This is a genomic window from Priestia sp. ST2 (genome assembly GCF_055810735.1).
Genome location: NZ_JBVVNT010000002.1, coordinates 756333 through 780695 on the forward strand (window position 1 = coordinate 756333; position 24363 = coordinate 780695).

At 38.2% G+C, this 24363-nt stretch carries 31 protein-coding genes and 1 riboswitch; of the genes, 7 read left to right on the forward strand and 24 right to left on the reverse strand.

Going from position 1 to position 24363, the window contains the following annotated elements; translation table 11 throughout:
* The first annotated feature begins 6 nt into the window (after positions 1–6).
* Positions 7–1518 carry a phytoene desaturase family protein gene (locus AC0KUU_RS10285; RefSeq protein WP_043982055.1) on the forward strand — a complete coding sequence of 504 codons (1512 nt, stop codon included), beginning with the start codon at positions 7–9 and terminating at the stop codon, positions 1516–1518.
* 31 nt (positions 1519–1549) lie between these two features.
* Here the strand turns inward: AC0KUU_RS10285 and AC0KUU_RS10290 are convergent, their stop codons facing one another.
* Complete coding sequence (locus AC0KUU_RS10290; protein ID WP_013082864.1) at positions 1550–2302, reverse strand: SDR family NAD(P)-dependent oxidoreductase; 753 nt, start codon at positions 2300–2302, stop codon at positions 1550–1552.
* 220 nt (positions 2303–2522) lie between these two features.
* Here AC0KUU_RS10290 and AC0KUU_RS10295 point away from each other — a divergent pair, with 220 nt between their 5' ends.
* Complete coding sequence (locus AC0KUU_RS10295) at positions 2523–3896, forward strand: MATE family efflux transporter (RefSeq protein WP_016763847.1); 1374 nt, start codon at positions 2523–2525, stop codon at positions 3894–3896.
* A gap of 86 nt (positions 3897–3982) precedes the next feature.
* On the opposite strand, the gene AC0KUU_RS10300 is transcribed toward AC0KUU_RS10295, so the two are convergent.
* Both AC0KUU_RS10300 and AC0KUU_RS10305 read right to left on the reverse strand, forming a co-directional pair.
* A complete protein-coding gene (locus tag AC0KUU_RS10300; RefSeq protein ID WP_025752053.1) occupies positions 3983–4261 on the reverse strand; it encodes an AbrB/MazE/SpoVT family DNA-binding domain-containing protein in 279 nt (92 codons plus the stop codon).
* Between the two features lie 374 nt (positions 4262–4635).
* The gene (locus tag AC0KUU_RS10305) at positions 4636–5016 is read right to left on the reverse strand and encodes a replication termination protein (protein ID WP_013056721.1); all 381 of its coding nucleotides are present in this window, start codon (positions 5014–5016) and stop codon (positions 4636–4638) included.
* A gap of 229 nt (positions 5017–5245) precedes the next feature.
* Here AC0KUU_RS10305 and AC0KUU_RS10310 point away from each other — a divergent pair, with 229 nt between their 5' ends.
* Positions 5246–5680 carry an Hsp20/alpha crystallin family protein gene (locus tag AC0KUU_RS10310; RefSeq protein WP_013082862.1) on the forward strand — a complete coding sequence of 145 codons (435 nt, stop codon included), beginning with the start codon at positions 5246–5248 and terminating at the stop codon, positions 5678–5680.
* Positions 5681–5722: 42 nt separating this feature from the next.
* On the opposite strand, the gene AC0KUU_RS10315 is transcribed toward AC0KUU_RS10310, so the two are convergent.
* A complete protein-coding gene (locus tag AC0KUU_RS10315; protein ID WP_043982051.1) occupies positions 5723–6484 on the reverse strand; it encodes an anti-sigma factor in 762 nt (253 codons plus the stop codon).
* Entirely contained in the window at positions 6481–7047 is a 567-nt protein-coding gene (locus AC0KUU_RS10320) for an RNA polymerase sigma factor (protein WP_025752052.1), read from the reverse strand. The genes AC0KUU_RS10315 and AC0KUU_RS10320 overlap by 4 nt, the downstream gene beginning before the upstream one ends.
* Before the next feature lie 149 nt (positions 7048–7196).
* On the opposite strand from AC0KUU_RS10320, the gene AC0KUU_RS10325 reads away from it, so the two are divergent.
* Complete coding sequence (locus AC0KUU_RS10325; protein WP_013082859.1) at positions 7197–7595, forward strand: thiol-disulfide oxidoreductase DCC family protein; 399 nt, start codon at positions 7197–7199, stop codon at positions 7593–7595.
* 159 nt (positions 7596–7754) lie between these two features.
* Here AC0KUU_RS10325 and proC read toward each other — a convergent pair whose 3' ends face one another.
* The 4 genes from proC to AC0KUU_RS10345 are packed head-to-tail and all read right to left on the reverse strand — an operon-like array spanning position 7755 to position 10529.
* Complete coding sequence (gene proC, locus AC0KUU_RS10330; RefSeq protein WP_043982049.1) at positions 7755–8558, reverse strand: pyrroline-5-carboxylate reductase; 804 nt, start codon at positions 8556–8558, stop codon at positions 7755–7757.
* A gap of 3 nt (positions 8559–8561) precedes the next feature.
* Positions 8562–9224 (reverse strand): bacillithiol biosynthesis deacetylase BshB2, encoded by a 663-nt coding sequence (gene bshB2, locus AC0KUU_RS10335; protein WP_013056715.1) that lies wholly within the window; start codon positions 9222–9224, stop codon positions 8562–8564.
* 23 nt (positions 9225–9247) lie between these two features.
* Positions 9248–9595 (reverse strand): YojF family protein, encoded by a 348-nt coding sequence (locus tag AC0KUU_RS10340; protein ID WP_013056714.1) that lies wholly within the window; start codon positions 9593–9595, stop codon positions 9248–9250.
* Positions 9596–9641: 46 nt separating this feature from the next.
* The gene (locus tag AC0KUU_RS10345) at positions 9642–10529 is read right to left on the reverse strand and encodes a 5'-3' exonuclease (RefSeq protein ID WP_322551976.1); all 888 of its coding nucleotides are present in this window, start codon (positions 10527–10529) and stop codon (positions 9642–9644) included.
* 243 nt (positions 10530–10772) lie between these two features.
* Here AC0KUU_RS10345 and AC0KUU_RS10350 point away from each other — a divergent pair, with 243 nt between their 5' ends.
* Entirely contained in the window at positions 10773–11084 is a 312-nt protein-coding gene (locus AC0KUU_RS10350; RefSeq protein ID WP_016763842.1) for a hypothetical protein, read from the forward strand.
* 50 nt (positions 11085–11134) lie between these two features.
* Here the strand turns inward: AC0KUU_RS10350 and AC0KUU_RS10355 are convergent, their stop codons facing one another.
* Positions 11135–11935 carry a GIY-YIG nuclease family protein gene (locus AC0KUU_RS10355; RefSeq protein WP_043982045.1) on the reverse strand — a complete coding sequence of 267 codons (801 nt, stop codon included), beginning with the start codon at positions 11933–11935 and terminating at the stop codon, positions 11135–11137.
* Entirely contained in the window at positions 11935–12864 is a 930-nt protein-coding gene (gene panE, locus AC0KUU_RS10360) for a 2-dehydropantoate 2-reductase (protein WP_025752046.1), read from the reverse strand. The genes AC0KUU_RS10355 and panE overlap by 1 nt, the downstream gene beginning before the upstream one ends.
* Before the next feature lie 253 nt (positions 12865–13117).
* On the opposite strand from panE, the gene AC0KUU_RS10365 reads away from it, so the two are divergent.
* A complete protein-coding gene (locus tag AC0KUU_RS10365) occupies positions 13118–14038 on the forward strand; it encodes a CobW family GTP-binding protein (protein WP_043982043.1) in 921 nt (306 codons plus the stop codon).
* A gap of 32 nt (positions 14039–14070) precedes the next feature.
* On the opposite strand, the gene AC0KUU_RS10370 is transcribed toward AC0KUU_RS10365, so the two are convergent.
* The gene (locus tag AC0KUU_RS10370) at positions 14071–14229 is read right to left on the reverse strand and encodes a hypothetical protein (protein WP_013056708.1); all 159 of its coding nucleotides are present in this window, start codon (positions 14227–14229) and stop codon (positions 14071–14073) included.
* A gap of 297 nt (positions 14230–14526) precedes the next feature.
* On the opposite strand from AC0KUU_RS10370, the gene AC0KUU_RS10375 reads away from it, so the two are divergent.
* A complete protein-coding gene (locus AC0KUU_RS10375) occupies positions 14527–14853 on the forward strand; it encodes a MerR family transcriptional regulator (protein ID WP_013082852.1) in 327 nt (108 codons plus the stop codon).
* Between the two features lie 91 nt (positions 14854–14944).
* On the opposite strand, the gene rarD is transcribed toward AC0KUU_RS10375, so the two are convergent.
* The 12 genes from rarD to AC0KUU_RS10435 all read right to left on the reverse strand — a co-directional run bounded on the left by rarD (position 14945) and on the right by AC0KUU_RS10435 (position 24138).
* Positions 14945–15871, reverse strand: coding sequence for an EamA family transporter RarD (rarD, locus tag AC0KUU_RS10380; RefSeq protein ID WP_043982042.1), 927 nt, complete (start codon positions 15869–15871; stop codon positions 14945–14947).
* A 135-nt stretch (positions 15872–16006) separates the two neighbouring features.
* Entirely contained in the window at positions 16007–16576 is a 570-nt protein-coding gene (locus AC0KUU_RS10385) for a cob(I)yrinic acid a,c-diamide adenosyltransferase (RefSeq protein WP_013056705.1), read from the reverse strand.
* Complete coding sequence (locus AC0KUU_RS10390; RefSeq protein WP_043982040.1) at positions 16573–16998, reverse strand: bifunctional adenosylcobinamide kinase/adenosylcobinamide-phosphate guanylyltransferase; 426 nt, start codon at positions 16996–16998, stop codon at positions 16573–16575. Before AC0KUU_RS10390 ends, AC0KUU_RS10385 begins: the two co-directional genes overlap by 4 nt.
* Positions 16950–17564: a histidine phosphatase family protein gene (locus AC0KUU_RS10395; protein WP_013082848.1), complete on the reverse strand. Its 615-nt coding sequence runs from the start codon at positions 17562–17564 to the stop codon at positions 16950–16952. The genes AC0KUU_RS10390 and AC0KUU_RS10395 overlap by 49 nt, the downstream gene beginning before the upstream one ends.
* The gene (cobS, locus tag AC0KUU_RS10400) at positions 17522–18295 is read right to left on the reverse strand and encodes an adenosylcobinamide-GDP ribazoletransferase (protein WP_043982038.1); all 774 of its coding nucleotides are present in this window, start codon (positions 18293–18295) and stop codon (positions 17522–17524) included. The genes AC0KUU_RS10395 and cobS overlap by 43 nt, the downstream gene beginning before the upstream one ends.
* Entirely contained in the window at positions 18292–18852 is a 561-nt protein-coding gene (locus AC0KUU_RS10405) for a bifunctional adenosylcobinamide kinase/adenosylcobinamide-phosphate guanylyltransferase (RefSeq protein ID WP_043982037.1), read from the reverse strand. Before AC0KUU_RS10405 ends, cobS begins: the two co-directional genes overlap by 4 nt.
* Complete coding sequence (cobD, locus tag AC0KUU_RS10410) at positions 18849–19928, reverse strand: threonine-phosphate decarboxylase CobD (RefSeq protein WP_043982036.1); 1080 nt, start codon at positions 19926–19928, stop codon at positions 18849–18851. The genes AC0KUU_RS10405 and cobD overlap by 4 nt, the downstream gene beginning before the upstream one ends.
* A complete protein-coding gene (cbiB, locus tag AC0KUU_RS10415; protein ID WP_043982034.1) occupies positions 19903–20889 on the reverse strand; it encodes an adenosylcobinamide-phosphate synthase CbiB in 987 nt (328 codons plus the stop codon). Before cbiB ends, cobD begins: the two co-directional genes overlap by 26 nt.
* Before the next feature lie 4 nt (positions 20890–20893).
* Positions 20894–21502 carry an adenosylcobinamide amidohydrolase gene (locus tag AC0KUU_RS10420; RefSeq protein ID WP_043982032.1) on the reverse strand — a complete coding sequence of 203 codons (609 nt, stop codon included), beginning with the start codon at positions 21500–21502 and terminating at the stop codon, positions 20894–20896.
* 88 nt (positions 21503–21590) lie between these two features.
* On the reverse strand, positions 21591–22550 hold the full coding sequence (locus AC0KUU_RS10425) for an ABC transporter substrate-binding protein (protein WP_014460464.1): 960 nt from the start codon (positions 22548–22550) through the stop codon (positions 21591–21593).
* A 258-nt stretch (positions 22551–22808) separates the two neighbouring features.
* Positions 22809–22941: riboswitch (cobalamin riboswitch) on the reverse strand.
* Between the two features lie 91 nt (positions 22942–23032).
* A complete protein-coding gene (locus tag AC0KUU_RS10430; RefSeq protein ID WP_013056696.1) occupies positions 23033–23347 on the reverse strand; it encodes a thioredoxin family protein in 315 nt (104 codons plus the stop codon).
* Between the two features lie 188 nt (positions 23348–23535).
* Positions 23536–24138 carry a YpjP family protein gene (locus tag AC0KUU_RS10435; RefSeq protein ID WP_025752035.1) on the reverse strand — a complete coding sequence of 201 codons (603 nt, stop codon included), beginning with the start codon at positions 24136–24138 and terminating at the stop codon, positions 23536–23538.
* Positions 24139–24363 lie beyond the last annotated feature (225 nt).

Genomic DNA, 24363 nt, shown 5'->3' on the forward strand with positions numbered 1-24363 from the left:
AAAAAGATGAAAAAGAAAGTAATTGTTGTAGGCGCAGGTTTAGGTGGTCTGTCAGCTGCTATTCGTCTGTCAGCTGATGGATATGATGTAACAATCGTTGAAAAAAGCGAGCGAATTGGCGGTAAGTTAAATATTCGCAGCGGCAAAGGATTTTCTTTCGATACGGGACCTTCTATTTTAACAATGCCGTGGGTGCTAGAGCAGCTGTTTGACAGTGCAGGCCGCAATATCCACGACTACTTAACAATAGAACGAATTGAGCCTCAGTGGAGAACTTTTTTCCAAGATGGAACACAAATTGATTTGACCAGTGACCTTCCTCGCATGCTTCAGCAGCTTCAAGAACTTGCTCCAGAAGACATTGAAGGTTTTTTTGACTATTTATCTTATGCAAATAAAATGTATGAATCGAACTTAAAAAGTTTTTATAAAAAAAGTTTATCTGGACTTCACGATTTACGAACGATGCACACGGTAAAAGAACTGCTTCAAATGGATCCAATGAGGTCTATGGATGCTACTACACGCAAATATTTTTCAAACAAACATTTGCGTCAATTGTTTAATTTTTTAATTATGTACATCGGTTCTTCTCCTTATCATGCACCGGCTGTATTAACACAGCTTGCTCACGTTCAGCTAGGATTAGGTATTTATTACGTAAAAGGCGGAATGTACAAAATTGCTGAAGCGATGGATAAGCTCCTTCAAGAACTTGGCGTCACTGTGCATCTAAATACGCCGGTAAAAGAAATCACAACAAGCGGAGCAAAGGCAACTGGAATTACACTAGAAAATGGCGAGAATCTATCAGCAGATATTGTGGTATCTAATCTAGAAGCAATTCCAACTTACCGCTATTTATTAAAAAATCATGCGCAAGCAGCTAAGCAAACTCAGCAGCTTGCAAAATTTGAACCTACTGTTTCTGGCCTTGTTCTTTTATTAGGGGTTAACAAACAGTACAAGCAGCTTCAACATCATAATTTCTTCTTCTCAAAGGATCAGAAAGAAGAGTTTGATACAATCTTTAACAAAGGTCAAGTAGCCATGGATCCGACAATTTACATTGGCGTATCGTCTAAATCAGACCCTACGCAAGCTCCTGAAGGAAAAGAAAACCTGTTCGTTCTTACTCATGTACCTCCTTTAAAAGAAGGCGACGACTGGGCTGCATTAAAAGACCGCTATCGTGATGTCGTATTGAAAAAGCTTGAGGCAATGGGATTAGAAGACTTACGTTCAAGCATTGAGTTTGAATATACGTTTACTCCTAACGATATCCAGGAGCTTTACGGTGCTAACGGCGGGTCCATTTATGGCGTAGCAACTGACCGTAAGAAAAATGGAGGTTTTAAAATTCCGGCAAGAAGTCAGCTTCTTTCTAACCTTTATTTTGTAGGCGGATCTACACACCCTGGAGGCGGCGTGCCAATGGTGACATTATCTGGTCAGCTTACAGCGGACGCAATTAATGAAGATTTTCAGATTCCTCCTATGCAAAAAGATATTGGATAATGAAAAAGTGCAGGAAATTCCTGCACTTTTTTTAAAAGTTCATTTTTGACTGTCCACCGTCTACGTTTAACGTCGCACCAACTATCCATGAAGCTTTAGAAGATGCTAAAAAGGCAACGGCGTTTGCCACTTCTTCCGGCTCTCCAAAGCGCCCTGCTGGTATTTCGTTTTCAACAAATTGCTTAATCTTTTCCGGATTTTCATCCATTCTTTTTTTCCAATTACCCGTTTCATGCAAAATGCTTCCCGGCGCTACTCCATTTACACGAATTCCTTTAGAAATCATTTCATCTGCAAACGACTTTGTAAAGCTGATAAGTGCTGATTTTGCGTTATTGTACGTGACTTTCCCTCCACTTTCCCTTCCGAAAATAGACGTAACATTAACGATTGCCGCATCTTTTGTCATACGCGTCGCTGCTAGCTTGCTCAAGTGGACAGCTGAAAAGTAGTTAAGCTCCATTGCTTCTTTGAAAAGGGATAAATCTGTTTCCATCGCGGTGCTTCCATTACTTCCTCCAGCGTTATTAATTAAAATATCAATGCTTCCGAAGTCGTTAATGAACTTCTCAATTAATGCAACTCTGTCTGATTCGTTTGTTAGGTCTGCTGTATATGTACGCACGTTTTCTAATTCTGACTGTGCATCCTGTAGCGCTTCCTCTCCTCTTGCCGCAATTCCAACGTTTGCTCCTTCTTGAATAAACAAAGCAGCAATAGCCTTCCCAATTCCTTTTGACCCGCCGGTAATAAGTACATTTTTACTTTGCAACTGTAAATCCACACGTATCCCTCCACGTTAAATGATAATTACTATACTTTCTATCATAGCTCACTGCATGTCAAAATTAAAATCATATACTGTTTTACCTTTTTACTCCTTTTAAATCACCGCGTTTTATGGATACATTCTTTGAATTTATTGTCAGAACTCTTAGCAAAAACAAGCAACGGCGTGATATAATGCTTTTTGGTGTAAATGTTTTCAAATTGGGGGTTTTTTAATGCAACAAACGTTTTCAACGTCTCAAAAAGTTAAGCAGTTCGTTTTTATTTTATTTCCGATATTGGTCACCCAGTTTGGAATGTTTTCAATGACTTTTTTTGATACGATGATGTCAGGAAGGGTAAGTGCAGATGACTTGGCAGGGGTAGCAATTGGTTCAAGCTTATGGGTACCTGTTTTTACAGGGCTAAGCGGAATTTTAATGTCTATTACGCCAATTGTTGCACAGCTTGTCGGAGCTAATCAAAAGAAAAAAGTTCCGTTCTCCGTCATTCAAGGGCTTTATGTCTCCATTTTAATGGCCGTTGTTATTATTTTAATCGGCTTTTTTGTTGTTGATCCTATTTTAAAAGGGATGAATTTAGAAGCAAACGTAATGCGCATTGCCAAACAGTATTTAATTGCTTTATCTTTTGGTATTATTCCGCTTTTTATTTATACTGTTTTACGAAACTTCATTGATGCTTTAGGGCAAACTCGTACGTCTATGCTTATCACCATTTTAGGGCTTCCCGTTAATGTAGCTTTAAACTATGTATTAATCTTCGGTAAGCTGGGCTTCCCCCACTTGGGTGGAGTAGGCTCTGGTTATGCAACTGCCGTTACGTATTGGTGCATACTCATTGTATCCATTGTAATTATTCATAAAAAAGAACCTTTTTCTAACTTCGATTTATTTAAAAGATTTCATCGTATCTCTTTTTCTACTTGGAAAGAAATATTAAAAATTGGTTTACCTATCGGTTTTTCGGTCTTTTTCGAAACAAGTATTTTTTCAGCCGTCACGCTGTTTATGAGCTCGTATAATACCATTACGATCGCTTCTCACCAAGCAGCTATTAATTTTGCCTCATTTCTCTATATGATTCCGCTGAGTATTTCTATGGCTTTAACGATTGTTGTGGGATTTGAAGCGGGTGCTAAGCGTCATCAAGATGCACGAAGCTATAGCAGGATCGGTGTAACTATCGCTGTTGGCATGGCTTTTGTTTGCGCAGGTCTTTTATTTACTCTTCGAGAATCAGTAGCTTCTTTGTATACAAAAGATGCAGAGGTACTCGCATTAACTTCTCATTTTTTGATTTATGCAATTTTCTTTCAGCTTTCTGATGCTCTTCAAGCTCCTATTCAAGGCGCTCTGCGAGGATATAAAGATGTAAATGTTACCTTTTTAATGTCCTTGGTATCTTATTGGGTAATTGGTCTACCTTTAGGCATTGTTTTAGCAAAATACACCGATTTACAGGCGTTTGGCTATTGGATTGGACTAATTGCGGGGCTTGCTGCAGGCGCAACAGGACTTGCGTATCGTTTGATAAAAATACAAAAAAAACAGCTGCTAGAGGAGAATAAATCTTCTCGAACGGCTTAAACAAAAAAAGAACGTTCTCAAAAGAACGTTCTTTTTTTGTTTAAAGATGGATTGATACTCTTCCTTATACTAAGGCCTAAAACTTCTTATTTATTCAAGGTACGCTCTAACTCTTGTAAAAGCTGTTCCGCACCTTTTTTACTTAACACAACGTTTCCATTCCCAAAGGTTAAGTTTTCACGCGTAATTTCCCCAGTTACTAAGCAAGCACCATACGGGCTATACTTTTGTAAAATAATAATATCTTCATCAACATATATTTCTACTGGATCACCTGTGTTGATATTTAAAATGCGGCGCAATTCAATAGGAATTACTACGCGACCCAATTCATCTACTTTTCTTACAATTCCTGTAGACTTCATAAAATCCATTCCTTTCATAGTAAACAAATAATATCTTCTCGATACAAATCTAGTCAAATTCGTCAGAGTTGCTAAAACCAAAATGCTTGAATGATGGTCTGATAACGGTTTATAAGTTCTTAAAATATGGCAAATAACGCATTAAATAGATTTATATACACTTTGTATCATATCAATTCGTACACTATTTATGAATAGTGCATAATCTTTAAAATCGAATTCATCCATATATGTTAAAAGTGTGTATTTTATCCATAATATAACTATATATCCATCTTTTACACTACTTTGTACCCATTTTATAACTTTTATTCCGACATAAGACGACAAAATCAGCTATAGAAAAAACGTGTCTTTTCTACCTAAAGACACGTTCATTTGGACCCGAAGTTGTCACGAATAGCTTTTTGAATCATAGCTTCACACCGCTCCAGCTCTACTTTTAATTGTTTTTTATATAATTTAGCTTTCTCTTCTCCCTCATTTGTAAATGTATAATAAACCACTTCTTGAAGCTTCATTCCTTCTTTTTTACGCTTCACCTGTTTGAGGACACCGTCTTCAATCAAGTCATGAAGGGCTTTGTATACTTCAGAATGATTAGGTTTGAATCCAAAAGGTCGAAATTCATCTCTTAACACATCTAATAACCGAAGGCCATACAGACGCTCTTGTTCTGTCATCGTAATCATATATAATTTTAAGAAAGCACGTTGTTTTAATAGAAAACCACTGGATGTACGCTTTTCTCTCATCTCAACTTCCTCCTTCACATACTTGCTTTCATTCAGGATAATAGAAAGCTCTATACGTAATTATACTTTTTTTATTCTACATAATCCTTCTTTTTCACTCAAAATCTCTTTTTTTTCTCACATTTTTTCACTTATTTACGTGTTTTTCTCATTTTTTGTAAGCAGGCATTGAATTTTCTTTTTTTCATATATATAGAAGGAATTTACGTGAATATAAGGAGGGTTTCCTTTGAGTAAAAAATATGAAGAGATTGATTGGGGTTCGATTCAGCATAAGGTAGAAGATATGCTTGGAAATCACTTTTGGAGCGATTTAAATCACATCTTGCCCAAGCGATTTCCAAACGTCGACTTATATGAAACCGATAAAGAAGGCATTATCGTCGTTGAGGTTCCTGGACTGCATTCAACTAACGACATTCAAATCAAGTTGGACGCAAATATATTAACAGTTGAAGGAAACGTTCCTTATGCTTATGAAGCATCTAAACAAAAGTTAAAGCTCAACGAACGCCATACAGGCGTATTTTCTCGCACGGTCAAACTTCCTTTTCACTACACAGACGAACCAGTTCGCGCTAAGTACAAAAATGGATTATTGGAAATTCGACTGAATAAGATAGAAAATGATCAAACCATTGCCATACAATTTGAAGATGATTAACTGCACGTAACAAAAACCCTTCTGTTAGCAGAAGGGTTTTTGTTAGAGCGCTGAACTTAACACAATGTTTCCTTTTGGCGTCTTATTATTCGCATTCGGTTCTAAAGTAATCGCCATAACATCCCACTTTTCAGTCTGTTCTTTTTGGCTCATCGTATAGACCACTGTCCCGTTTCCATTTTTATCTGTTACAAAAGCACCTGCCGGATGAGGCTTATCACCTTTTATGAGCCACACCTGATAGACTTCATTCCCCTTTACGTTTTTCAAGTTATTCGCTTGAATAACCACATTTAGATTTCCACCTTTTTTCGTAAGAGATGCTGTTGCTTCGCCAGAAACGTTCGGCTCTGCCTGCAGCCTCATTGTTTTTTCAGATGTAAGAGGTTCGTTTTGAGGAGCAACCGAAACATTTGGCTCTTGTTTGCCTTTGTCTCCATCTTTCAACAGAAAGTAGCTGTTTCCTGCAAGGGATAAAAGAAGTGCCGCAGCTAATCCAATAATGATGGACTTTTTATTTGATTTCTTAGACGCAGCATGTTGTTTTTCATTTTTTAAAGCGATTGGTTCTCTCTTTGTCTCACCTTGTTCTTCTTCGAATACATTCGCAAGTATTCGCTGTTTCATTTCTGGCGGAGGAGATTGTTCTGGTGTCAAATACGTTAGATCTCCAAGAACTTCCTCCAGCTCTCTTAGTTCTTCTTGACAGCTTTGACAGTTTTTCAAGTGCATTTCAAACTCTTTTCTCTCATGGGAAGTCAACTGATCATTATAGTAATCAATTAGTTTATTGCACATACTCATGAATCAGCTCTCCCTTCTGCATCAGTACCTAAATATGTTTTTAATTTCCGCAACGCTAATCGCACCCTACCCTTTACTGTTCCTAATGGGATTTGCTGCTCTTCTGCTACTTTTTGCTGCGTTAATCCCTTAAAATAAACGGATTGAATAATCTTTTTTTGGTCTTCAGACAATTTTGATACAGCGTGCCGCACTCTCTGCTGTTCTTCTTTCCACTGAAGCTGCTCGTCAATCTGAGGATGATCATCTTCAATAAAATCAAAAATTTCTTCTGAGAAAATAGGATCGTTTTTTCTTTTTCTTACAATATCAATCGCGGTGTTTCTTGTAATCGTAAACAGCCATGATGAAAACTTCCCTTTTTCATCGCTGTAAACTCCTTTTCCTCTCCACAGCTTAATAAACACTTCTTGAACAGCTTCTTCAGCAATATCAGAGCTATTTGTTAACCGGTATATAAACGAATAAAGAATTCGCTCATACTTGTCATACAGCAGTTCAAGGGCTTTTTTGTCTCGTTCTTTTATTCTATTGTATAAGACAACGTCGTTTTGCTCTTTCATACCCTTCTCCTTTAACTCTTATGAGTCCTTATTATATAATCGAATTACCTTTGAATTTGGATCACTTTCACATCTTTTAAACGTACCTTTATTTTTCAAAAATGACAAGTAATTATACTTTTTTTATGGAATAGGAGCGAAATCGTCCAATGAAACATTTAATTCTTTTTGATGGTATATGTAATTTATGTAATAGCAGTGTTCAATATATTATTAAACATGATGAACAAGCTTTGTTTTCTTTCGCTTCTCTTCAATCAGATTTCGGAAAGCAGCAGCTAGCCTCTCACGGCTTACTTCCTGAGCAATTAGACAGCATTGTATATATTCATGGAAACCAAAGATATGTAAAATCAACGGCTGCTTTAAAAATCGCCAAGCGCTTAGATGGACCCGTTAAATTTTTATATGCTTTCATTATCATTCCTGCACCTATTCGAGATATAGTATACAACTGGATCGCTCGCAACCGATATAAGTGGTTTGGCAAACAGCAGCACTGCATGCTCCCAACTTCTGATATGAAAAAGCGGTTTGTTGATGACTAAAAAAGTTTGGGCCATAGAGAAAAAACAGTTCCAAAGAGGAATATATGTATGTTAAGGAAGTCTATTCATTAAAAAATCCGAACTGATTCAACATTCCAATGAAAGAATGCTGAACTATAGTTCGGATTTTCCAGCTAACATATGGTTGTACGAGCTTTTTTAGCTTCCACCCATTGCTTTTTTATTCGTTGCTTCAATTGCCTGCTTTATTATTAGGGAAAAGTCTTGTTCTTTCATCACTTTTAACCCTTCGGCAGTAGCGCCGCCTGGAGTTGTTACTTGCTCTCTTAAAGACGCAGGATCTTTGGTTTCATGCAGCATTTGTACAGAGCCATACATCATTTGAATAACTAAATCTTTGGCTGTTTTTTCGTCCACACCGTAAGCAGTAGTTGCATCAATTAACGATTCTGCAAAATAATATAAAAACGCCGGTGCACTGCCAGTTACAGCCGTTAGCTCATGTACTTCTTTCTCTGAACACTCATGCGCTTTACCAATTCCTTTTAAAATCATTTGAAGCACTTCTTTATGCTCTTTTGTGGCAGAAGTTCCAAGTGTATATAGTGACATCGATTGTCCAATCATAGCAGCTGTATTTGGCATAATCCAAGCGACAGGCGTACCCTGCGGAAGATGACTTTCTAAGTAACTCGGACCAATCCCTGCCGCTAACGTTACGACAAATTGTTGATTTAAATGAGTTGAAAGTTCCTTGAGCACGAAAGGATGGGCCTCAGGAGGCATCGCTAAAATAATAACATCCGAATTGTCGACTTCTTGGCGCCAATTTTGCGTCGTTTGTACGCCGTACGTTGTTTCAACACGCTGTAACCGCTCAATATCTCCGTTGTTTGACATCACCACTGCCTCAATACTGTCAGCGCTGCTCGTAACCAAACCAGCAGCTACAGCTTCAGCCATTCGTCCTGCTCCAATAAATAAAATTCGCTGTTTTTTCATCTGTTACTCCCAGTTATATGTCCAGAATTCTTCTCTAGTTAATAAACGTTCCATTTGCGGATAGTCAGATAAGCGATCGAAGTCAATTGCGTTCATCATTCCTTCTGTTTGAGAACGATGGGCTTTTAACGCTTCAATTTTTTTATCTTTCATCGCTGTTACATCAAAAATAACATCTGGTTCTCCAATATGTTCAATACGATCTTTCGAAAACGCATGACACCAAACAACCGGACGCTTTTCTTTTGGCATACGTTTTACCGCTTGAATCGTAGCTGCACCCGTAGCATTATGATCAGGGTGTACTGCAAAGCCAGGGTAATGTGTTAAAATGTGAGTCGGCTTTACATCGTTAATGATTTCTTCAATTTTATCTGCAAAAACATCAATATCAAGAAATTCCAGCGTTTTATCACGAAGTCCTAGCATACGCAAGTCTTGAATATCTAAAACGTTCGCTAAATCTAAAAGTTCTTTTTTTCGGATTTGAGGTAAAGTTTCACGGTTAGCAAACAGCGGCCTACCCATATTTCGTCCCATTTCACCTAGCGTAACACAGGCATATGTAACGGGCGTTCCTTTTTGTCTAGCTTGCGTGATCATTCCTGCTGCTCCATATGCTTCATCGTCAGGATGCGGAAATACAATTAATAATCTTTCTTCCATGTTCTATTCTCCTCTCTTTTCTCTTATGAAAACGGATGTTCACTTAATTGAAGGGCAACTGCTAAACGACCTTCAAAGTCATGCCCAGCTAGAAGAAGTCGGCCTTCTTCATCAATTTCCCAATCTGTTAATCCCTCTGCATAAATCCATCCTAAATCAATTTGAAGACCTACACGATAAGGACCTTCTCCAGTTATCTTTCCGTTTGAAATAGTGACTTTACCATTGCGAATAAAAGCCCCAACTGTCATTACTTTTTCATTTACGTGTGAAGCATATGCACCGTTTGTCGTTTCAAGGTGTACATATACGTCTTTATTTAAAAATGTTTGTATTTTTTTTTGGACTGTTTCTTTATGAATTGGTTGCACGCTTGTTACTCCTTTCTCATGTTCATAAATTGTATTGTACTAAAAATCATGAGCGAATCCTAATGTTTAGTTCTAGACTTTGAATTTCTTTATTCCATCGTTCATAATCATATATAAATGTTAAATATTCCCAATTTAACATACTGATTTCTTGAATGTCTATAATAATCTCAGCAAGTTCACGACTAAGCATACCTAGTTCTTTTCCTTCGGCCAGCTTTTTTTTGTAACGATTAAAAGCTGGATCTAATTGTTCAATTTGTGCATAAATTTCATGGATAGAGCCATATTGTTGAATAAGAGGCAGTGCGGCTTTTTCTCCTACACCAGGAACACCCGGAATATTGTCCGATTTGTCACCAAGCAATGCTTTTACGTCCACCCATTGACGAGGATGAATATTGTATTCTTCTTGAAAGTGCTTGAAGCCATAAACAAGATCGCCAACCTGCTTTTTGGCAATAATTTGCGAAATATGTTGATCTAGGAGCTGAAGCAAGTCTCGGTCATTGCTATAGATGTACCCTGGACTTTGCTTTTCCTTGCTCCACTTGCTTACAAGTGCTCCAATTAAATCATCTGCTTCATAAGAAGACAATGACATTTGATAAATGCCTACTGTGTCAAAAAATTGTTTTAACGTTTCATACTGCTGAATCAGCGGCTCAGGCAGCTCTGCTCTTGTTTGCTTATATAGGGCGTATGTATCTTTACGTTTTGTATCCTCACGCTTAACATCCCAAGCGACGAAAATATGGCTTGGCTCATATTGGTGAATCAATGCATGCATTTTTTGAATCGTTACTCTCAGGGCATTCGTAAATTGGCCCTTACTATTTCTTGTCAACGCTGCTTCATCTCTGCCATAAGAAGTAGCAAAATAACAGCGGCTTAATAAATTAAATCCATCAATTACTAATAGTGTTTCGTTCACATAGTCACGTCCTTTGAAAACTTTGCTCCTTTAGCTTTTAGAGCACACATACTATAGCACTTGTTCTTTGCACGCGTCAATGAAGCGTACAAAGCTCAAAACACGCCCATTTTTTTCTCCCAATGTAAATGTAGTATAAAGATGTTAAATTGTTGTTATGATTTATTCGTTTGGCTTTTAGAACTTTTGACTATCCTATAAAATGAGGATGAAAGATCAATCCTACAAATGAAGGTGAAAAAAGTGAATAAAAACACGATGATTAAAACATTAAAAGTTATATCTGTTGTGTCGCTTCTCGCTTTGTTATTTATCATTGCTTATGATCGTTCCATGTCTACATCCATGATTATTTTGTTCAGTTCGCTCATTTTCTTTGTATTTGTACTTAGCGACTTTTTTTTCGATCGCAAGCCGTGGGGATTAAAAGGCCTTCAATTATATATATCACTGATGTTATTCATCATTGCCATTTTTGAAATGCATCAAGTTGTCAGTTCACTTTGCGTTATTTCCATTATGGCTCTACCAAAAGTTATTGACGAATTAGCTTAAGTGTGAATGATAAATGATAAAATCCATGATCACAATGATCATGGATTTTATTACGTTTTGAGTAGTTTTTCAGAGATGCGAAGAGCTTCTTCTATGCCAAATTTACGCACTAAACTGATGGCTTCCTTTATTTCTCGTTTTTTCAAATCATGGGTCGGATTTAAATTTAACAACACTTGAATAACAACTAAATCCCGCATCGTAAACATCATATTCTTTTTCATATCCCGCTGAAATGTATACTGCTCTTTTAAGAGCCGGTCACTTATTGCTAACACTTTCGACTCCGGAAGATGTAGCTGCGCTCCTGCTTCTTGACAAGACCACAATTTTTTCACTCGATCTTCAGCATTCATATTTGCGACTCGTGCATATGTAATATCGCTGTTTTCTTGACGAATCTCTATCTCTTTTAACGTTGGCTTTAGCACCGTTTTTCGCTTGGAGACTTTTTTCTTATCAACTCCTGTATCCCTGAGGACCCTGCCGTGAACAGTGTAAATGTCGTATTCATTTTCTCTTTTTACATCTTGTTTATTGTATTTTGGAAAATAACCATTTACAAGCATCGTTCTCAGCATATCTAATTCTTTTTTTAATCCATGCACTTCAATATATCCAACAGCACAAATCTCTTTGTGGAATTTTTTTGTGTTGCTAACGCCTTTTCCTGCAACGTGAGCTCTTACTCTTTCTAATAGAGAGCCCGTCGTTGCTCCGATATACAAAAGCCTGCCCGGTTTATCAAAGAAAAAATAAATGCCGGGAGCGGAAGGCAATTGTCCTATTTCTGCTGTACTTAGCAGCTTCTGCAGTACCTGCATGACTGCTAAATCAATTTTCGCTGTCATTATTTTTGATAACCTTTTAACATTTCTTCATACACTTTTAGATGCGTATACACAGTTTGAAGAAGCGGTACGTGTATAGACGACTTTTCAGCTAATGTCAGCAAATATCCTTGAAGGTGGTCTCCTTCAATTTGAAAACTTTTTTCCATATCACGCTGCATCGATGACTTCATGTCATACGTCATTTTGTCCATCGTATTCATATGCTGTTCAATAATCCCTTCAGCTAATGGTGCATCGTATGCCATCATAATATTTTCAACTTCTTTAAAAAGCTCTTGTACGAATTGACGCCCTCCTTTTGCCGCTAGCACTGGGCCAACAGGTGCGCGCATAAGAGTAGTCATGCCTGACATAACCGTAATAAATAAATACTTATGCCACATATCCTGTTCAATATATGAACTTTTTACAAACGAAGCTTTTGTACCGCTGAACGCTTGCTCAATCAGTTGTAATCTTTCTGTTTCCTTCTGCTTAAATTCACCAAATACAAGTCTGTGAGCAGGACTCGTCTGGACGACATCTCCATCTTTGTTTAAAGTTGTTTCAATAAAGCACAGTCCTCCAATAACTTTTTCTTCCCCAAAAGCTTCTTGTAAAGGACCCACGTGAGCCATACCGTTTAGCAAAGGTACGACAACTGTCTGATTCCCTACAAAAGGACGCACATCCTCAATTGCTTGTTTAAGATGATAAGCCTTAGTTGTGAACAAAATAACATCATAAGGCTCTTTCATCTCAGATTTTGTAATAGCTTGTACAGGTGAAGTGAAGTCACCGTGTATGCTCTTGATAACAAGTCCATTTTGTTCCAGCTCTTTTTTTCTGCGATCTCTGACAAGAAAAGTCACATCCTCTCCTTTTTCCACAAGCCTGCCTCCAAAGTAACCTCCAACGCCGCCTGCGCCTAAAACTAATATTCGCATAACTTTTGCTCCCCTTTTTCTTTTTCTTTTATTGTAGCACAGCTAGTTTGAAATTTTATAATATTCTTATTTCATTGTATTTTGAGTTTTTTACAAAAGATAGCCATAGTGCTTTTAAAGTTGTTATAATGAATACAAAAAAAGCATAAAAATTTACGCTTAGACATTTATCCCCTCTTGGATATACTATTTACCAATCCGCAATCGGAAAAGTTTCGATTTAAACAATGTTATTTACATAGGAGAGACTGAAATGAAAACAGAAATCTACATTTTATCTGGATTTTTAGGCAGCGGAAAAACAACGTTGCTTAAACAGCTGCTTCAGCAAGAAAAAGATCGTAATCGCAACATTGCTGTTGTGATTAATGAGCTTGGCCAAGTTTCGATTGACTCAAATGAAGTAGAAAAAGACACGCCGTTAAAAGAATTGCTAAACGGCTGCGTGTGCTGTACGATTCAAGGTCAATTTGAAACTCAGCTTCATTCACTTCTACAGGAGAACACATTGGATGCTATCTATATAGAAACAACCGGAGTTGCACATCCCATTGAAGTGTTGGATGCCTGTATGTCTCCTCTTTTTGCGCATCAAGTCACGATTAAAAGTATTATCACCACACTCGATGCAACAAGGTGGAAAGAACGTGGGTCCTTAAGCATTCAACTTCAAAAACTTCTTCAAGAACAAGTAAAACATGGAGATGTAATTTTATTAAATAAAACGGACATGCTGTCTGAGGCAGAAAAGTCTTCCCTGCTTTTTGAGGTTCAATCAATTAACGCTCGTGCAATAACATTATTAACAACATTTTCCCGCGTGAAGCTTGACCTGATTCAAAGAGCTCAGCTGTCTCAAAAACAGCCGCACCATAAGGCTCATGTTGAAGATCATCTTCATTTAAAAACATTTGTATATGAGTTTACAAAAAAAGTGGATCTTGAATTATTTGAAAATTGGCTGCGCCAAATGCCAGATACCATCTATCGTATTAAAGGCTATATGCGCTTTACTCATTCGGATGATACGTATTCGTTTCAATATTCATACGGTATGCCTCTATATATGAAAGAAATGATGAAGCTGCCCACCACTCTTGTCTTTATAGGGGAAAACCTCAACCACATTAAGATGAAACAAGAATTATTTAATCTTGAACAGCAGTCCAATTAAAAATCCCGCCTAGAGCGGGATTTTTTTATTACTTATAAACAGGCATTTTGTACTCTGCGCAAAATTTCATATGCACGATTTCCGGCTAACTCTGTCAACTCTTCAAATTTTTCATCTCTTTTCAAATCAAGTTCAATAATTTCTTTTGCCAGCTCAATAATCTCTTCTTTTTTCAATTGTTGCACAGCCATTTAAAACGCCCTTCCCTTTTAGAATTTATGTATATTCTCACATTTGTTTTCTATTCATCATTTTGAAAGCAAGTGATTAACCACAAGGCTTTATCCTGTATGGTTAACCACTTGGGATCGAGTTAATCATTAGTTTATAGGACTCTTTTCCCTATTTCATTATTTATGTCACTTTTTCTCACATAGTAATTCAAAAATATAACATATATATGTTAGAATGTATTACATGTTATAATTTTTTGTATTTTTTTCCTTTATGATAATAACATACTACTACGTACTCAGGGGTGAGGGAGATTGTCTACGAATGAAGCGTCATATCGAGATAAAAAAGTCATGTCTATTGGGATTGTAAAAGAATTAACCGGTTTATCAGAAAGGCAAATTCGCTACTACGAGAAAAGAAGCCTGCTCTTTCCGGACCGAACCAATACGGGTATCCGGAAATATTCGTTTTCAGACGTCGAACGATTAATGGATATTGCCGATCGCATAGAAGAAGGAGTTCAAACGAGTGAAATACGCACAGAATTGGCCAAAAAAGATGAAGCGAGAAAAATGAAAGAAGTAAAAAACCAAATGCTTCAAGGTCAGTTGAACGCTCATTTCAAGCGGAAGCTATAAAGTATACATACGGTGACTTTCCCGTCTCCGTTTTTATTTCTTTACGGCAGACAAAAAAGCGCATATCTAAAGATATCCGCTTTTTTGTCCGTTAAGCTGAGCGCCCTTTAAAAAATTTCGGCTGATGAGAATTCATGAACTTAGTTTTAGATAAAATGAACATAACCGATCCGCCCCAAATGAACAAAAAGGCAATCATCTCTACGCTAGAAAACGGTTCATGATACACGAACACCCCTAATAAAAGCGTCATGGTAGGAGCAATGTACTGTAAAAAACCGACCATCGATAGCGGAATAAGAGGGGCCCCTTTAGCGAAATATAGTAGTGGCATAGCTGTAGCAACACCGCCTCCAATTAAAAGAGCACTCAGATCAAGCGATTGAAGAGAAAAACTTGAAGATCCTTTCACTAAAAGAAAAATAAAATAAATAACTGCAATAGGTGCAACCATCATCGTTTCAATCGTTAATCCTACTTTTGCTTCTAATTGAATAGTCTTTTTTACAAGTCCGTACAAACCAAAGCTAAACGCTAAGCTTAATGATACCCATGGGATATGCCCGTATGTAACTGTCATAACGATAACACCTATAGCAGCTAATCCAACAGAAGCACCCTGCCAAAAATTAAGCTTCTCTTTTAAAACGACTATACCAAGTAAAATACTAACGAGCGGGTTGATGTAGTAACCTAAACTTGTTTCAATAATATGATTATGGTTAACCGCCCAAATGTAAACGAACCAGTTGATGCTGATCAGCACTGAAGCCACAAATAAAATGACCGCTTGTTTCGTATTACGAAATAATAAACCAAGCGTCTTTTTTAAAGCACTCATTTGCTTTGTCACAAGCAAAAGTAAAAGCATAAAAACAAATGACCATATGACACGGTGAGCGAGTATTTCATTCGCATTCACCTCGCCAAGAAGCTTCCAGTAAAGCGGAAAAAGCCCCCACATAACGTAAGCGCTGGCTGTATAAACAATACCTGCTCGTTTAGAATCTTGATTCATTTCTCAACCTCTTTTCTTTATCTCTCTGTCTCTTATCATTATAGATGCATTTACCTCTTTTTTATAGCTTTATTTTACCTATCGAAATAACTCATAAAAAAAACGATCGCTTTTAGCTCGACCGTTTTTTATACCTTATTTTTTAGGCTGTTTAAATACTTTGGCACTGCGAATATACTCTACATCTTGTACATTTTCTCGCGCGTTAGCGATTCGAGCCGCAGCAAAGAAATAATCGGATAAACGATTTAAATACTGAAGCACCGCCGCATTAATTTTATACTCACGCTGCACGCCAACAACAAGCCGTTCTGCGCGGCGTGTAATCGTCCGGCAAATATGAAGCGTTGTCGCTGCAGGTGTGCCTCCAGGTAAAATAAAACGCTCAATGGCCGGCGCCTCTGACATATAGACATCAATGCGCTTTTCAAGTACTGATATCATGTCGTTTGTTACTTTGTACGGATGATCATCTTTTGCAAATGCTAAATCACTTCCACAGTCAAAAAGCTCATGTTGAATCGTAATTAGCTCTTCTTTTACATCTTTTAATGTTGTTTCATCCAGCTGATAAATCGCTTGACCTACAAAGCCATTTAGCTCATCAATCGTACCGTATGCTTCCACTCGAATATCATCTTTATTTACTCGTCCTCCAATTAAGCTTGTCTGCCCTTTGTCCCCTGTTTTTGTGTAAATGTTCATTGTATTTCCTCCTTCAATCGATTAGCAATTCCGTACCAAATGTGATCTACTTTCCGGGCATGTGCCGCTAAATGCTGATACGCATACCCGCATTCATCTCTCCACTGCCGTTCTGTTGGATCTAAAGGAACAATCCCTTTGCCGACTTCAGTTCCAATCACTATTAACTTTTCCCATACACCGCTGTCTCTCCACTTCTGTATTAACTTTTTAACAACAAGGTGCGGAGACTCCAGCTCGCTATGTATTAATTCCTTAACATAGTGCTCAAATCCTTCTAGCACTATGTAACTTTCTTCGAACTCAAGCGCTGGTAAAACAGGGTCTTCATACAAACAATGCCATTTTACCGACTCACTGGCATAATGCTGCTTCACCCATTTTCTTTTGCCGGTAAATGCACCGCCGAATACGAAATGCATGCTCTTCTCTCCTTTGCCTGTTTGTATGTACACGCTACTGAAAAACCTTCTCCATAAGAAAAAGAAACATCCCAAAGCGACGCTGTCTGTTTAAAATGAGATGCAAGTAAACGCAGTGGTCCGCCGTGCGAAACAATAGCAATGTGACGCAATTGCTGACTGGCCGCCAAATCGACCGCTTCTTCCCACGCTGCCCAAACTCGGTTTGAAAAGCTTGAGAAGCTTTCACCATTCGGAGGCGTATGTTCTGTCCAGTGATCAATCCAATTTCTATACGCCCGTATGTTTTTTAAATCTTCATACGTCTTCTCTTCCCAATCTCCAAAATGCAGTTCACGCCAATTTTTACTTTTAACCACCTGAGATTTTGGAAAAACAACTGCACTTGTTTCTAGCGCTCTTTTTAAGTCACTGGAAATAACGAGCTGAGGTTCTAGAAAAAGCTCTTTCAATTCATTTTTCCCTTCTATACTTAAAGGCGGATCACTCCACCCTATATATTTTTTCTGTTGATTTTCAAGCGTCATGCCGTGACGAATACATGTGATAACCAAAGAATTATCCATAAAAATGTTTCTCCTCCTTCAATGGTTGCCCCTATAACATCTCCTGTTACGCCACCAAACTGCGAACGATAAAATCGTATCCAGAGCCATAAAAAACCGGCAAAGAAAAGAATAATGAATTTATTGTCCATAAAAATAACGAAAATAGCAACTAAGAATAGGCTCATAATGATAAATCCGTAAATAGACCGTTTGGTGACTCCTTGTTGAAAATAAGCAGCCAGACCCGTATCTTTAGCGGGCTTATCTCTCATCAATAAAAAGGCTGCTCCAATTCTTGGAAGGGTAAAGACAATTAAGCATACCCAAATTGATAAAGAAGAAAGAGACACTAATTCATAGATCGCACTAAAACGCAGCAGCAGCAGAACCATAAGAGAAAGAATAGCAAAAGACCCAACGTGCGGATCACTTAAAATCTGCAGTTTTTTTTCCTTTGACTGATGAGAAAAATAGGCATCGCTTACGTCCATCCAGCCGTCTAAATGAAGGCCACCCGTTAAGATAAGCGGTAAAAGCAAAACTAAAATACTATCAACAATCGTAGTGATAGGTGAAGATTGAAGCAGCTGTAAAAAGCTATAAAACATCAAGCCTAGTAACATACCAATCCAAGGCAGCACAAAAAGTGAGCGTGCCGTTCTTTTTTCAGTCCATTGAACGGTTTTAGCCAGTGGTAAGATCGTAAAAAACTGGAGAGAAATTCGTAGTATGGCTATCCATTCTTTCATATATCTACACATTCCTTTCCTTTTTTAAAACGATAGATTCCCGCTTCTACACAAATAGCCACATCTGCTTTTTCTACAATATACTGATGTAATTTCCCTAACATCTTCATATAGCTATATGTGGGCTCTTCTAACACGCCCGCTTCAAACAGTTCATTAGATACTAGCACAACCGTCTGAGACTGCGCAAACAGCTTATCGAGCGTTTCTGTCATATGACGAAAAACCGCTTGTTTCCCTTCTTTTGTTTGCCACCTTTTTTCTGTTGAAAAAAGCTCATTGGCAAGCCAGTTCGTGACACAATCCAAAAGTATAGCATCATCACTTTGAAGATTTGGCAGAATTTGTTGTAAATCTACAGACTGCTCGATCGTTACCCAAGGCGTGTTCGCTGCTTGGCGTTCTTTTTGATGAAGCTGGATGCGTTTTTGCATTTCCTTATCTGTTTGCCTGCTTGTGGCAATATAAACAGCGCGCTTTGTACAAAAAGTTTGAACCATGTTCTCCGCTGCACTTGATTTTCCGCTTCGAACGCCTCCGCTAATAAAGATGATCATATTTCATCAAGTCCTTGTTTGATTACGTTAAGTAAATAGTCATTTTCTTCTTTCGTTTTCACAGCCAAACGGATATAGCGTCCATTTAAAAATGGAAAGTTTTCAGTATGACGAGCTACCACGCCATGGCTTGCTAAATAGACAAGCCATTCGCGCGTTTTAATAGAAGACGGAACGCTGCAAAGATAATAGTTTGTTTGAGAAGGAGAAACCAAAAGCCCCCATTCCTTTAGTTGACTCAAGATTCGTTCCCGTTCTTGTTTAATATAATGTACGGTTTCTTTTACAAAATCTTTTTCATCCACACATATCATGCCTATTTGCTGCGACAAGCCATTTACACTCCAAGGAGGCTGCTTTTTAGCCATCTTGCTAATGATTTTTTCATTTGCCAAAATATAGCCAAGACGAAGCCCGGCAATATTAAACATCTTTGTCATGGAACGCACAACAATGATATGCTCATAATCCAGAATAAGAGAATCAAATGAAGGCTGATGTTCGACAAAATCAATAAATGCCTCATCAATCATTAAGTATGTACCATGATGAGCAGCAGCTTTTACTACTTTCATCCATTCCTCATGACTATACATAACGCCCGTTGGATTATTTGGATGACAAATCCACAGTACTTTTATGTCCGGAAGAATGCTCATAATCAACTCTATATCCCAGCTCCAGCCATTTTCTTCAGATAAAGGAACGTATGTCACTTCACATCCATAAGCTTTACTTGCCTGTTCATATTCAACGAAAGTCGGCTGTACAATCCCTGCTTTCTCTCCTGAAAATAACGAAGCAATAAGGAAAAACGCTTCAGCGGCGCCATTTGTAGGCAGCACTTGAGCACCTGAAACATGATGATGAGCTGCAAGTTTATTTTTCAGCTCCGTTACTTGAGGGTCAGGATAACTAAACGCTGCACCCTTGAATTCGTTCCACTTTTCGTGAAGCACAAGGGGAGCCCCTAAAGGATTTGTATTCACGCTAAAGTCTTTTATATGCGACAAATTCTCGGCCCCTATTGCTTTTAAAAAGACATTAGGATTAGCTCCATGTGTAGGTAATAGCACTAATAACTCCTCCTAACAAAAGATATAATAACCACGTAGCATAGACCGTCCTTTTCATAATGAAAACAGCTTGTTCAATATGACCGGCTTGCAGAGGAATGAGTGGTTCACCCATTTTTGCACGATTAGATTCTATGCCTTTATATGTATTAAGCCCGCCGAGTTGAATACCTAACAGAGCAGCCACTGCGCTTTCCCCGTATCCGCTATTTGGGCTGGGATGCTTCTTAGCATCACGCTTAATCAAACTCGTTACATGCCCAAGAGAATACTGGCTTTTTGCTACATTAACAGCCGTCATCACCACTGCAGTTAACCGACTTGGAATATAGTTTAATACGTCATCGGTTTTTGCACTAAAGTAGCCGAACAGAAAGTAGCGGTCATTTTTGTACCCAACCATCGAATCACATGTGTTAATAGCTCGGTAAAAAAAGGCTAGGGCTCCTCCTCCTATAAATGCATAAAAAAGCGGAGCTGTAATACCATCACTTGTATTTTCAGCCACGGTCTCTACCGTCGCTCTGGCAATTTCTCCTTCTGACAAACGATCTGTATCTCGTCCCACAATCATACTTACTTCATATCTAGCTTTCTCCATATCTCCTAGCTGAAGCGGCTTTTGTACCTTATAAGCAGCTTCGCTTAAAGAACGAGTGGATATAGTAGTCGCAATCATTACGCTCTCTACTAAAACACCTGCTATAAAATGAACTCCGTACAAAGCATGGAGGAACAAAAAGGGAACAACTCCTGCGAGCACAGCCATACTTATCACAAGAAGCAATCCTTTGAATCGTTTTCCTGCACCTTTATTTAATCTAGAATCTATCCAATAAATCCATTTGCCAAACCAGCGAACGGGATGCGGCCAATTTTCGGGATCGCCTATAATTCGGTCAATTAGTAAAGCAATCGTCATGGCCGTCATGTGTGCAATTATCGCTTGTGTAATACTCATTTCTTCACCTCTTTCCCTTAAGTCCCTGCTCTAAGCTTATTTTCACCAGCTTGGCTACCGCTTGCCCTAAAGCGGTCATAGAGCCTGCATATTCATATAATGATCCTTGCTGAGACGCTGCAACTGAGATGCTGTCCGTAGATGTTCCCGTAGCAATCGTCTTTGTAGCCGGATCTATGACACCCAGCTGTGACAGCGTTTTTGTTTTAGCTTCTGTGGCCGCAATAAAAAGCTGTAAAAACGCTGCATCCGTAAGCGTACCTTCCACGAAAAAAAACATATTAATTGTACCAGGAGAGGAATAGAACGGGACAGCTTCGTCAGCTGTAATATCTACTGCGTTTCCTATTCCAGCCGTTATCACGGAAGCTACTCTTACTCCGTAGCCTTCATAACAGTAAACCGCTCTTTCTTTTAACCACACGGCTGTCATCAACCCTACGATTTGCTCATGGCGCACATTTTCTTTCATCAAATATTGCTCATACTCCAAAGAAGGAGTATCTGAATAATAGTCTTTGTGAACAAATCGATTGTAAAAGGTGTCCGTTTCCGTAATGCCTGTTCCTAAAACCCCTGAGCTGTATGTTTTATAAGAAGTCTCGGTTTTCATGATTAAAAGCTCAGGCCTTTCTTCAATTTTAAGATGTGAAAAGGGACCAATCCCCTTTTCAATTCGAACTGGAATATGGTCCCTCTTCTTATTTATTGTACACCTCAGGGTATACTGCTTTTGCTAAGTCCTCTAAGCCATCTACAATACGAGGTCCTAAGCGATTGATTTTGTTTTGATCAACCTTCTCGATGTTACCCTCTTTTACAGCAGTCATGCTGCTCCAAGCGGGACGCTTCATAATCTCATTTTTGTCTGCATCATACGTTGCGATAATAACGTCAGGGTTTAACTTAACAACTTGCTCTTCAGAAAACTTAACCCAACCCTTTTCACTAGCTGCTACGTTATCAGCACCGATCATAGTAAGCATTTCGTTCATGAACGTACCTTTTCCTGTTGTATAAATCTCAGGAGCTCCTGATACCTCTATCCATACTTTTTTACGATCTTCTTTTGAAATCGTTTTTGCTTTTTTCTCAATTGAAGCTACTTTTTCTTTCATGTCTTTAATTGTTTGATTAGCTTCTTTTGTTTTACCTGTTAATTTACCGATTTGCGTAATAGAATCATAAACCGTATCAAACGTTGTTGAATCTTTTACAACAAATACCGGAATACCCGCACTTTCAATTTGTTTAAATACTTCATCCGAAACGCCCATACTTGAAGCGTGTGCCAGCACTAAATCAGGATTTAAAGCAATAACTTTTTCCGCATTAACGTTCATATCTCCTACCTGCGCTTTTTTCTTTACGCTTTTAGGATAATCATCGTTGCTTGTAACACCGACTAATTCTTTTTCAAGGCCAAGGGCATATACAATCTCCGTATTACTTGGCATTAAGGAAACAATTTTCTTAGGCTGTTTTTTCAACGTAATTTCTTTATCACGCGCGTCTTTTACCTTCACTGGAAATGCAGCTTGTGACGTTTGTGCCGTATCTTGCTTCGTTTTTTTATCACTGTTGCTTTGGCTGCCTGCACCGCATGCAGCAAGTACGATGACTAACAGTGCAATAATGGAATACGAAAGCCATTTTTTCATCTAAATACTCCCCCTATATATTGTTCATTGTGAATACGAAACCTCCACGTTAAAGAAAAAGCAAATGATCATGCAAAAAGCAGCGCTATCCCGTTTTTCCGCTTTGACTATGTATACTGCTCGCCGGCAGCTTCAAAATAAAAAAGCTTTACTTTCAATTGAAAGCAAAGCAGGTAACGTCAAGATAAGCAGGAAAAGAATCCGTTCACTATACTTGATATGTATGTTCATTACCCTGCTTCACCCTTCCTCGAAGGTTTCACAGCTAACAATAAGGCAGGTCTCCTGACTTACGCACAAAGCGCTTACAGTGGCGGGACCGCGCTGGTTTTTCACCAGACTTCCCTTTTCACTCAATCTTTAAATTGAGACCTTATTGCTTTACGATTATTCACTTGTCCTAGTATACCCCACTCATGGAAAAATGGAAATAGCCATTCTCACAAAAAAAAGCTGCGAGAATGCTCTCGCAGCTTAAGGGATTAAAGAGTTGCTAAAAATTCACGGACCGCTTCAGGCGTTTTAGCATTTGCACTGTGCAAGTGTGCAATTTTTTCACCGTTTTTATATACAAGAAGAGAAGGAATACCCATTACATTGTTTTCAGCAGAAAGTTCTTCAAACTCATCCTTGTCAATTTTAAACCATGCTTTATCTGTATTTTCATCAACGATTTCATCAATGAACATATCCAAACGTTTGCAATCAGGACACCACGTTGTCGTAAAAATCCCAACGCTTAGTGTTTCGTTCTTAATTTGTTCGCGAAATTGTTTTTCTTCCGTAAATTGTTTCATTGTGTTACCTCCAGCATCTATTCGTTCCTTCTCACTATTCTATGGTAAGAAGTCTGACTTCATTATAAACGATTTTTTTATCGTTGTGCTAATGTTTCAGCTTATTTAGACCCTAACGGTTTTAGACGTAAAAAAATGCTAGCTTAAAAAAGCTAACATTTCGAAATCGCAGAATGTTGTGTCTATTATCAGCTAAACCATTTAGGCGGCATGTTTCGGTTCCAATAAATTTTCCCTAAATCATAATGCTTCTGAAAATTATCTGCAGCCGCATGATAGTGAAAATTAAACCAGTATCCATCTTTTGGAGGATTTTCACGCCGTACATGAAATCGTATTAAGTCCTGACCGGTTTCCCGGTCATATACATGGAAAATCTTTTCACCGTAGCCAGCAGCAGGATGCTCGCTTATCTCGAGATTCTGAATTGACTGTTCACGTTCAGTGCCAATGTCGGTCAGCACTTCTTCAATTTTAGGTAACACTGCTTGACGAAATTCATCTTCAATGACAGGTCCAATTTTTGTTCCGAATTTTTCCACTGACTGTTTTTCAGCTGATTCCATTGCATACGTAACAAATGATGAAACGTCTTCATATTTTGGTTCTTCATATGGCAAATGAATATCTTCTATAACAGCTGTGACAGGAGTTGTTTCTCTTACATACCCTGCTTTATGTTGCTTGTCCGCTTTTGCATCATCAACGTATAAATATTCTGGTGGAGTGACAAGCCCAAATGTAAATACTGTAATAAATACAACTAGCATTCTTTTTATCCATCTAGGCATTCGTATCTTTCCTTTCTCATCTTTTCCCATATGGTCTTTTCATATCGTAAAATTCATTGTTATAACTCACTAGGTATTGTAACATACTTATTAATTTTTTACCTATATTTGCTTATTCATTTATGCTGCCTACGGGCATTCGAAGACTTTTTAGTTAGCACCTTCCTTCTTCTGTTTGAGGTTGTCACACCGAGCGGAAACCTATACAAGATATTCCTTTTTTGC

Bases quoted from the DNA above. Each gene is read 5' to 3' on its own strand.
- AC0KUU_RS10285 (WP_043982055.1), top strand. From the start codon at position 7: ATGAAAAAGAAAGTAATTGTTGTAGGCGCAGGTTTAGGTGGTCTGTCA.
- AC0KUU_RS10295 (WP_016763847.1), top strand. From the start codon at position 2,523: ATGCAACAAACGTTTTCAACGTCTCAAAAAGTTAAGCAGTTCGTTTTT.
- AC0KUU_RS10300 (WP_025752053.1), bottom strand. From the start codon at position 4,261: ATGAAGTCTACAGGAATTGTAAGAAAAGTAGATGAATTGGGTCGCGTA.
- AC0KUU_RS10305 (WP_013056721.1), bottom strand. From the start codon at position 5,016: ATGAGAGAAAAGCGTACATCCAGTGGTTTTCTATTAAAACAACGTGCT.
- AC0KUU_RS10315 (WP_043982051.1), bottom strand. From the start codon at position 6,484: ATGAGTATGTGCAATAAACTAATTGATTACTATAATGATCAGTTGACT.
- AC0KUU_RS10320 (WP_025752052.1), bottom strand. From the start codon at position 7,047: ATGAAAGAGCAAAACGACGTTGTCTTATACAATAGAATAAAAGAACGA.
- AC0KUU_RS10325 (WP_013082859.1), top strand. From the start codon at position 7,197: ATGAAACATTTAATTCTTTTTGATGGTATATGTAATTTATGTAATAGC.
- proC (WP_043982049.1), bottom strand. From the start codon at position 8,558: ATGAAAAAACAGCGAATTTTATTTATTGGAGCAGGACGAATGGCTGAA.
- bshB2 (WP_013056715.1), bottom strand. From the start codon at position 9,224: ATGGAAGAAAGATTATTAATTGTATTTCCGCATCCTGACGATGAAGCA.
- AC0KUU_RS10355 (WP_043982045.1), bottom strand. From the start codon at position 11,935: ATGACAGCGAAAATTGATTTAGCAGTCATGCAGGTACTGCAGAAGCTG.
- panE (WP_025752046.1), bottom strand. From the start codon at position 12,864: ATGCGAATATTAGTTTTAGGCGCAGGCGGCGTTGGAGGTTACTTTGGA.
- AC0KUU_RS10365 (WP_043982043.1), top strand. From the start codon at position 13,118: ATGAAAACAGAAATCTACATTTTATCTGGATTTTTAGGCAGCGGAAAA.
- AC0KUU_RS10370 (WP_013056708.1), bottom strand. From the start codon at position 14,229: ATGGCTGTGCAACAATTGAAAAAAGAAGAGATTATTGAGCTGGCAAAA.
- rarD (WP_043982042.1), bottom strand. From the start codon at position 15,871: ATGAATCAAGATTCTAAACGAGCAGGTATTGTTTATACAGCCAGCGCT.
- AC0KUU_RS10385 (WP_013056705.1), bottom strand. From the start codon at position 16,576: ATGAACATTTACACAAAAACAGGGGACAAAGGGCAGACAAGCTTAATT.
- AC0KUU_RS10390 (WP_043982040.1), bottom strand. From the start codon at position 16,998: ATGCATTTCGTATTCGGCGGTGCATTTACCGGCAAAAGAAAATGGGTG.
- AC0KUU_RS10395 (WP_013082848.1), bottom strand. From the start codon at position 17,564: ATGGATAATTCTTTGGTTATCACATGTATTCGTCACGGCATGACGCTT.
- cobS (WP_043982038.1), bottom strand. From the start codon at position 18,295: ATGAAAGAATGGATAGCCATACTACGAATTTCTCTCCAGTTTTTTACG.
- AC0KUU_RS10405 (WP_043982037.1), bottom strand. From the start codon at position 18,852: ATGATCATCTTTATTAGCGGAGGCGTTCGAAGCGGAAAATCAAGTGCA.
- cbiB (WP_043982034.1), bottom strand. From the start codon at position 20,889: ATGAGTATTACACAAGCGATAATTGCACACATGACGGCCATGACGATT.
- AC0KUU_RS10420 (WP_043982032.1), bottom strand. From the start codon at position 21,502: ATGAAAACCGAGACTTCTTATAAAACATACAGCTCAGGGGTTTTAGGA.
- AC0KUU_RS10425 (WP_014460464.1), bottom strand. From the start codon at position 22,550: ATGAAAAAATGGCTTTCGTATTCCATTATTGCACTGTTAGTCATCGTA.
- AC0KUU_RS10430 (WP_013056696.1), bottom strand. From the start codon at position 23,347: ATGAAACAATTTACGGAAGAAAAACAATTTCGCGAACAAATTAAGAAC.
- AC0KUU_RS10435 (WP_025752035.1), bottom strand. From the start codon at position 24,138: ATGCCTAGATGGATAAAAAGAATGCTAGTTGTATTTATTACAGTATTT.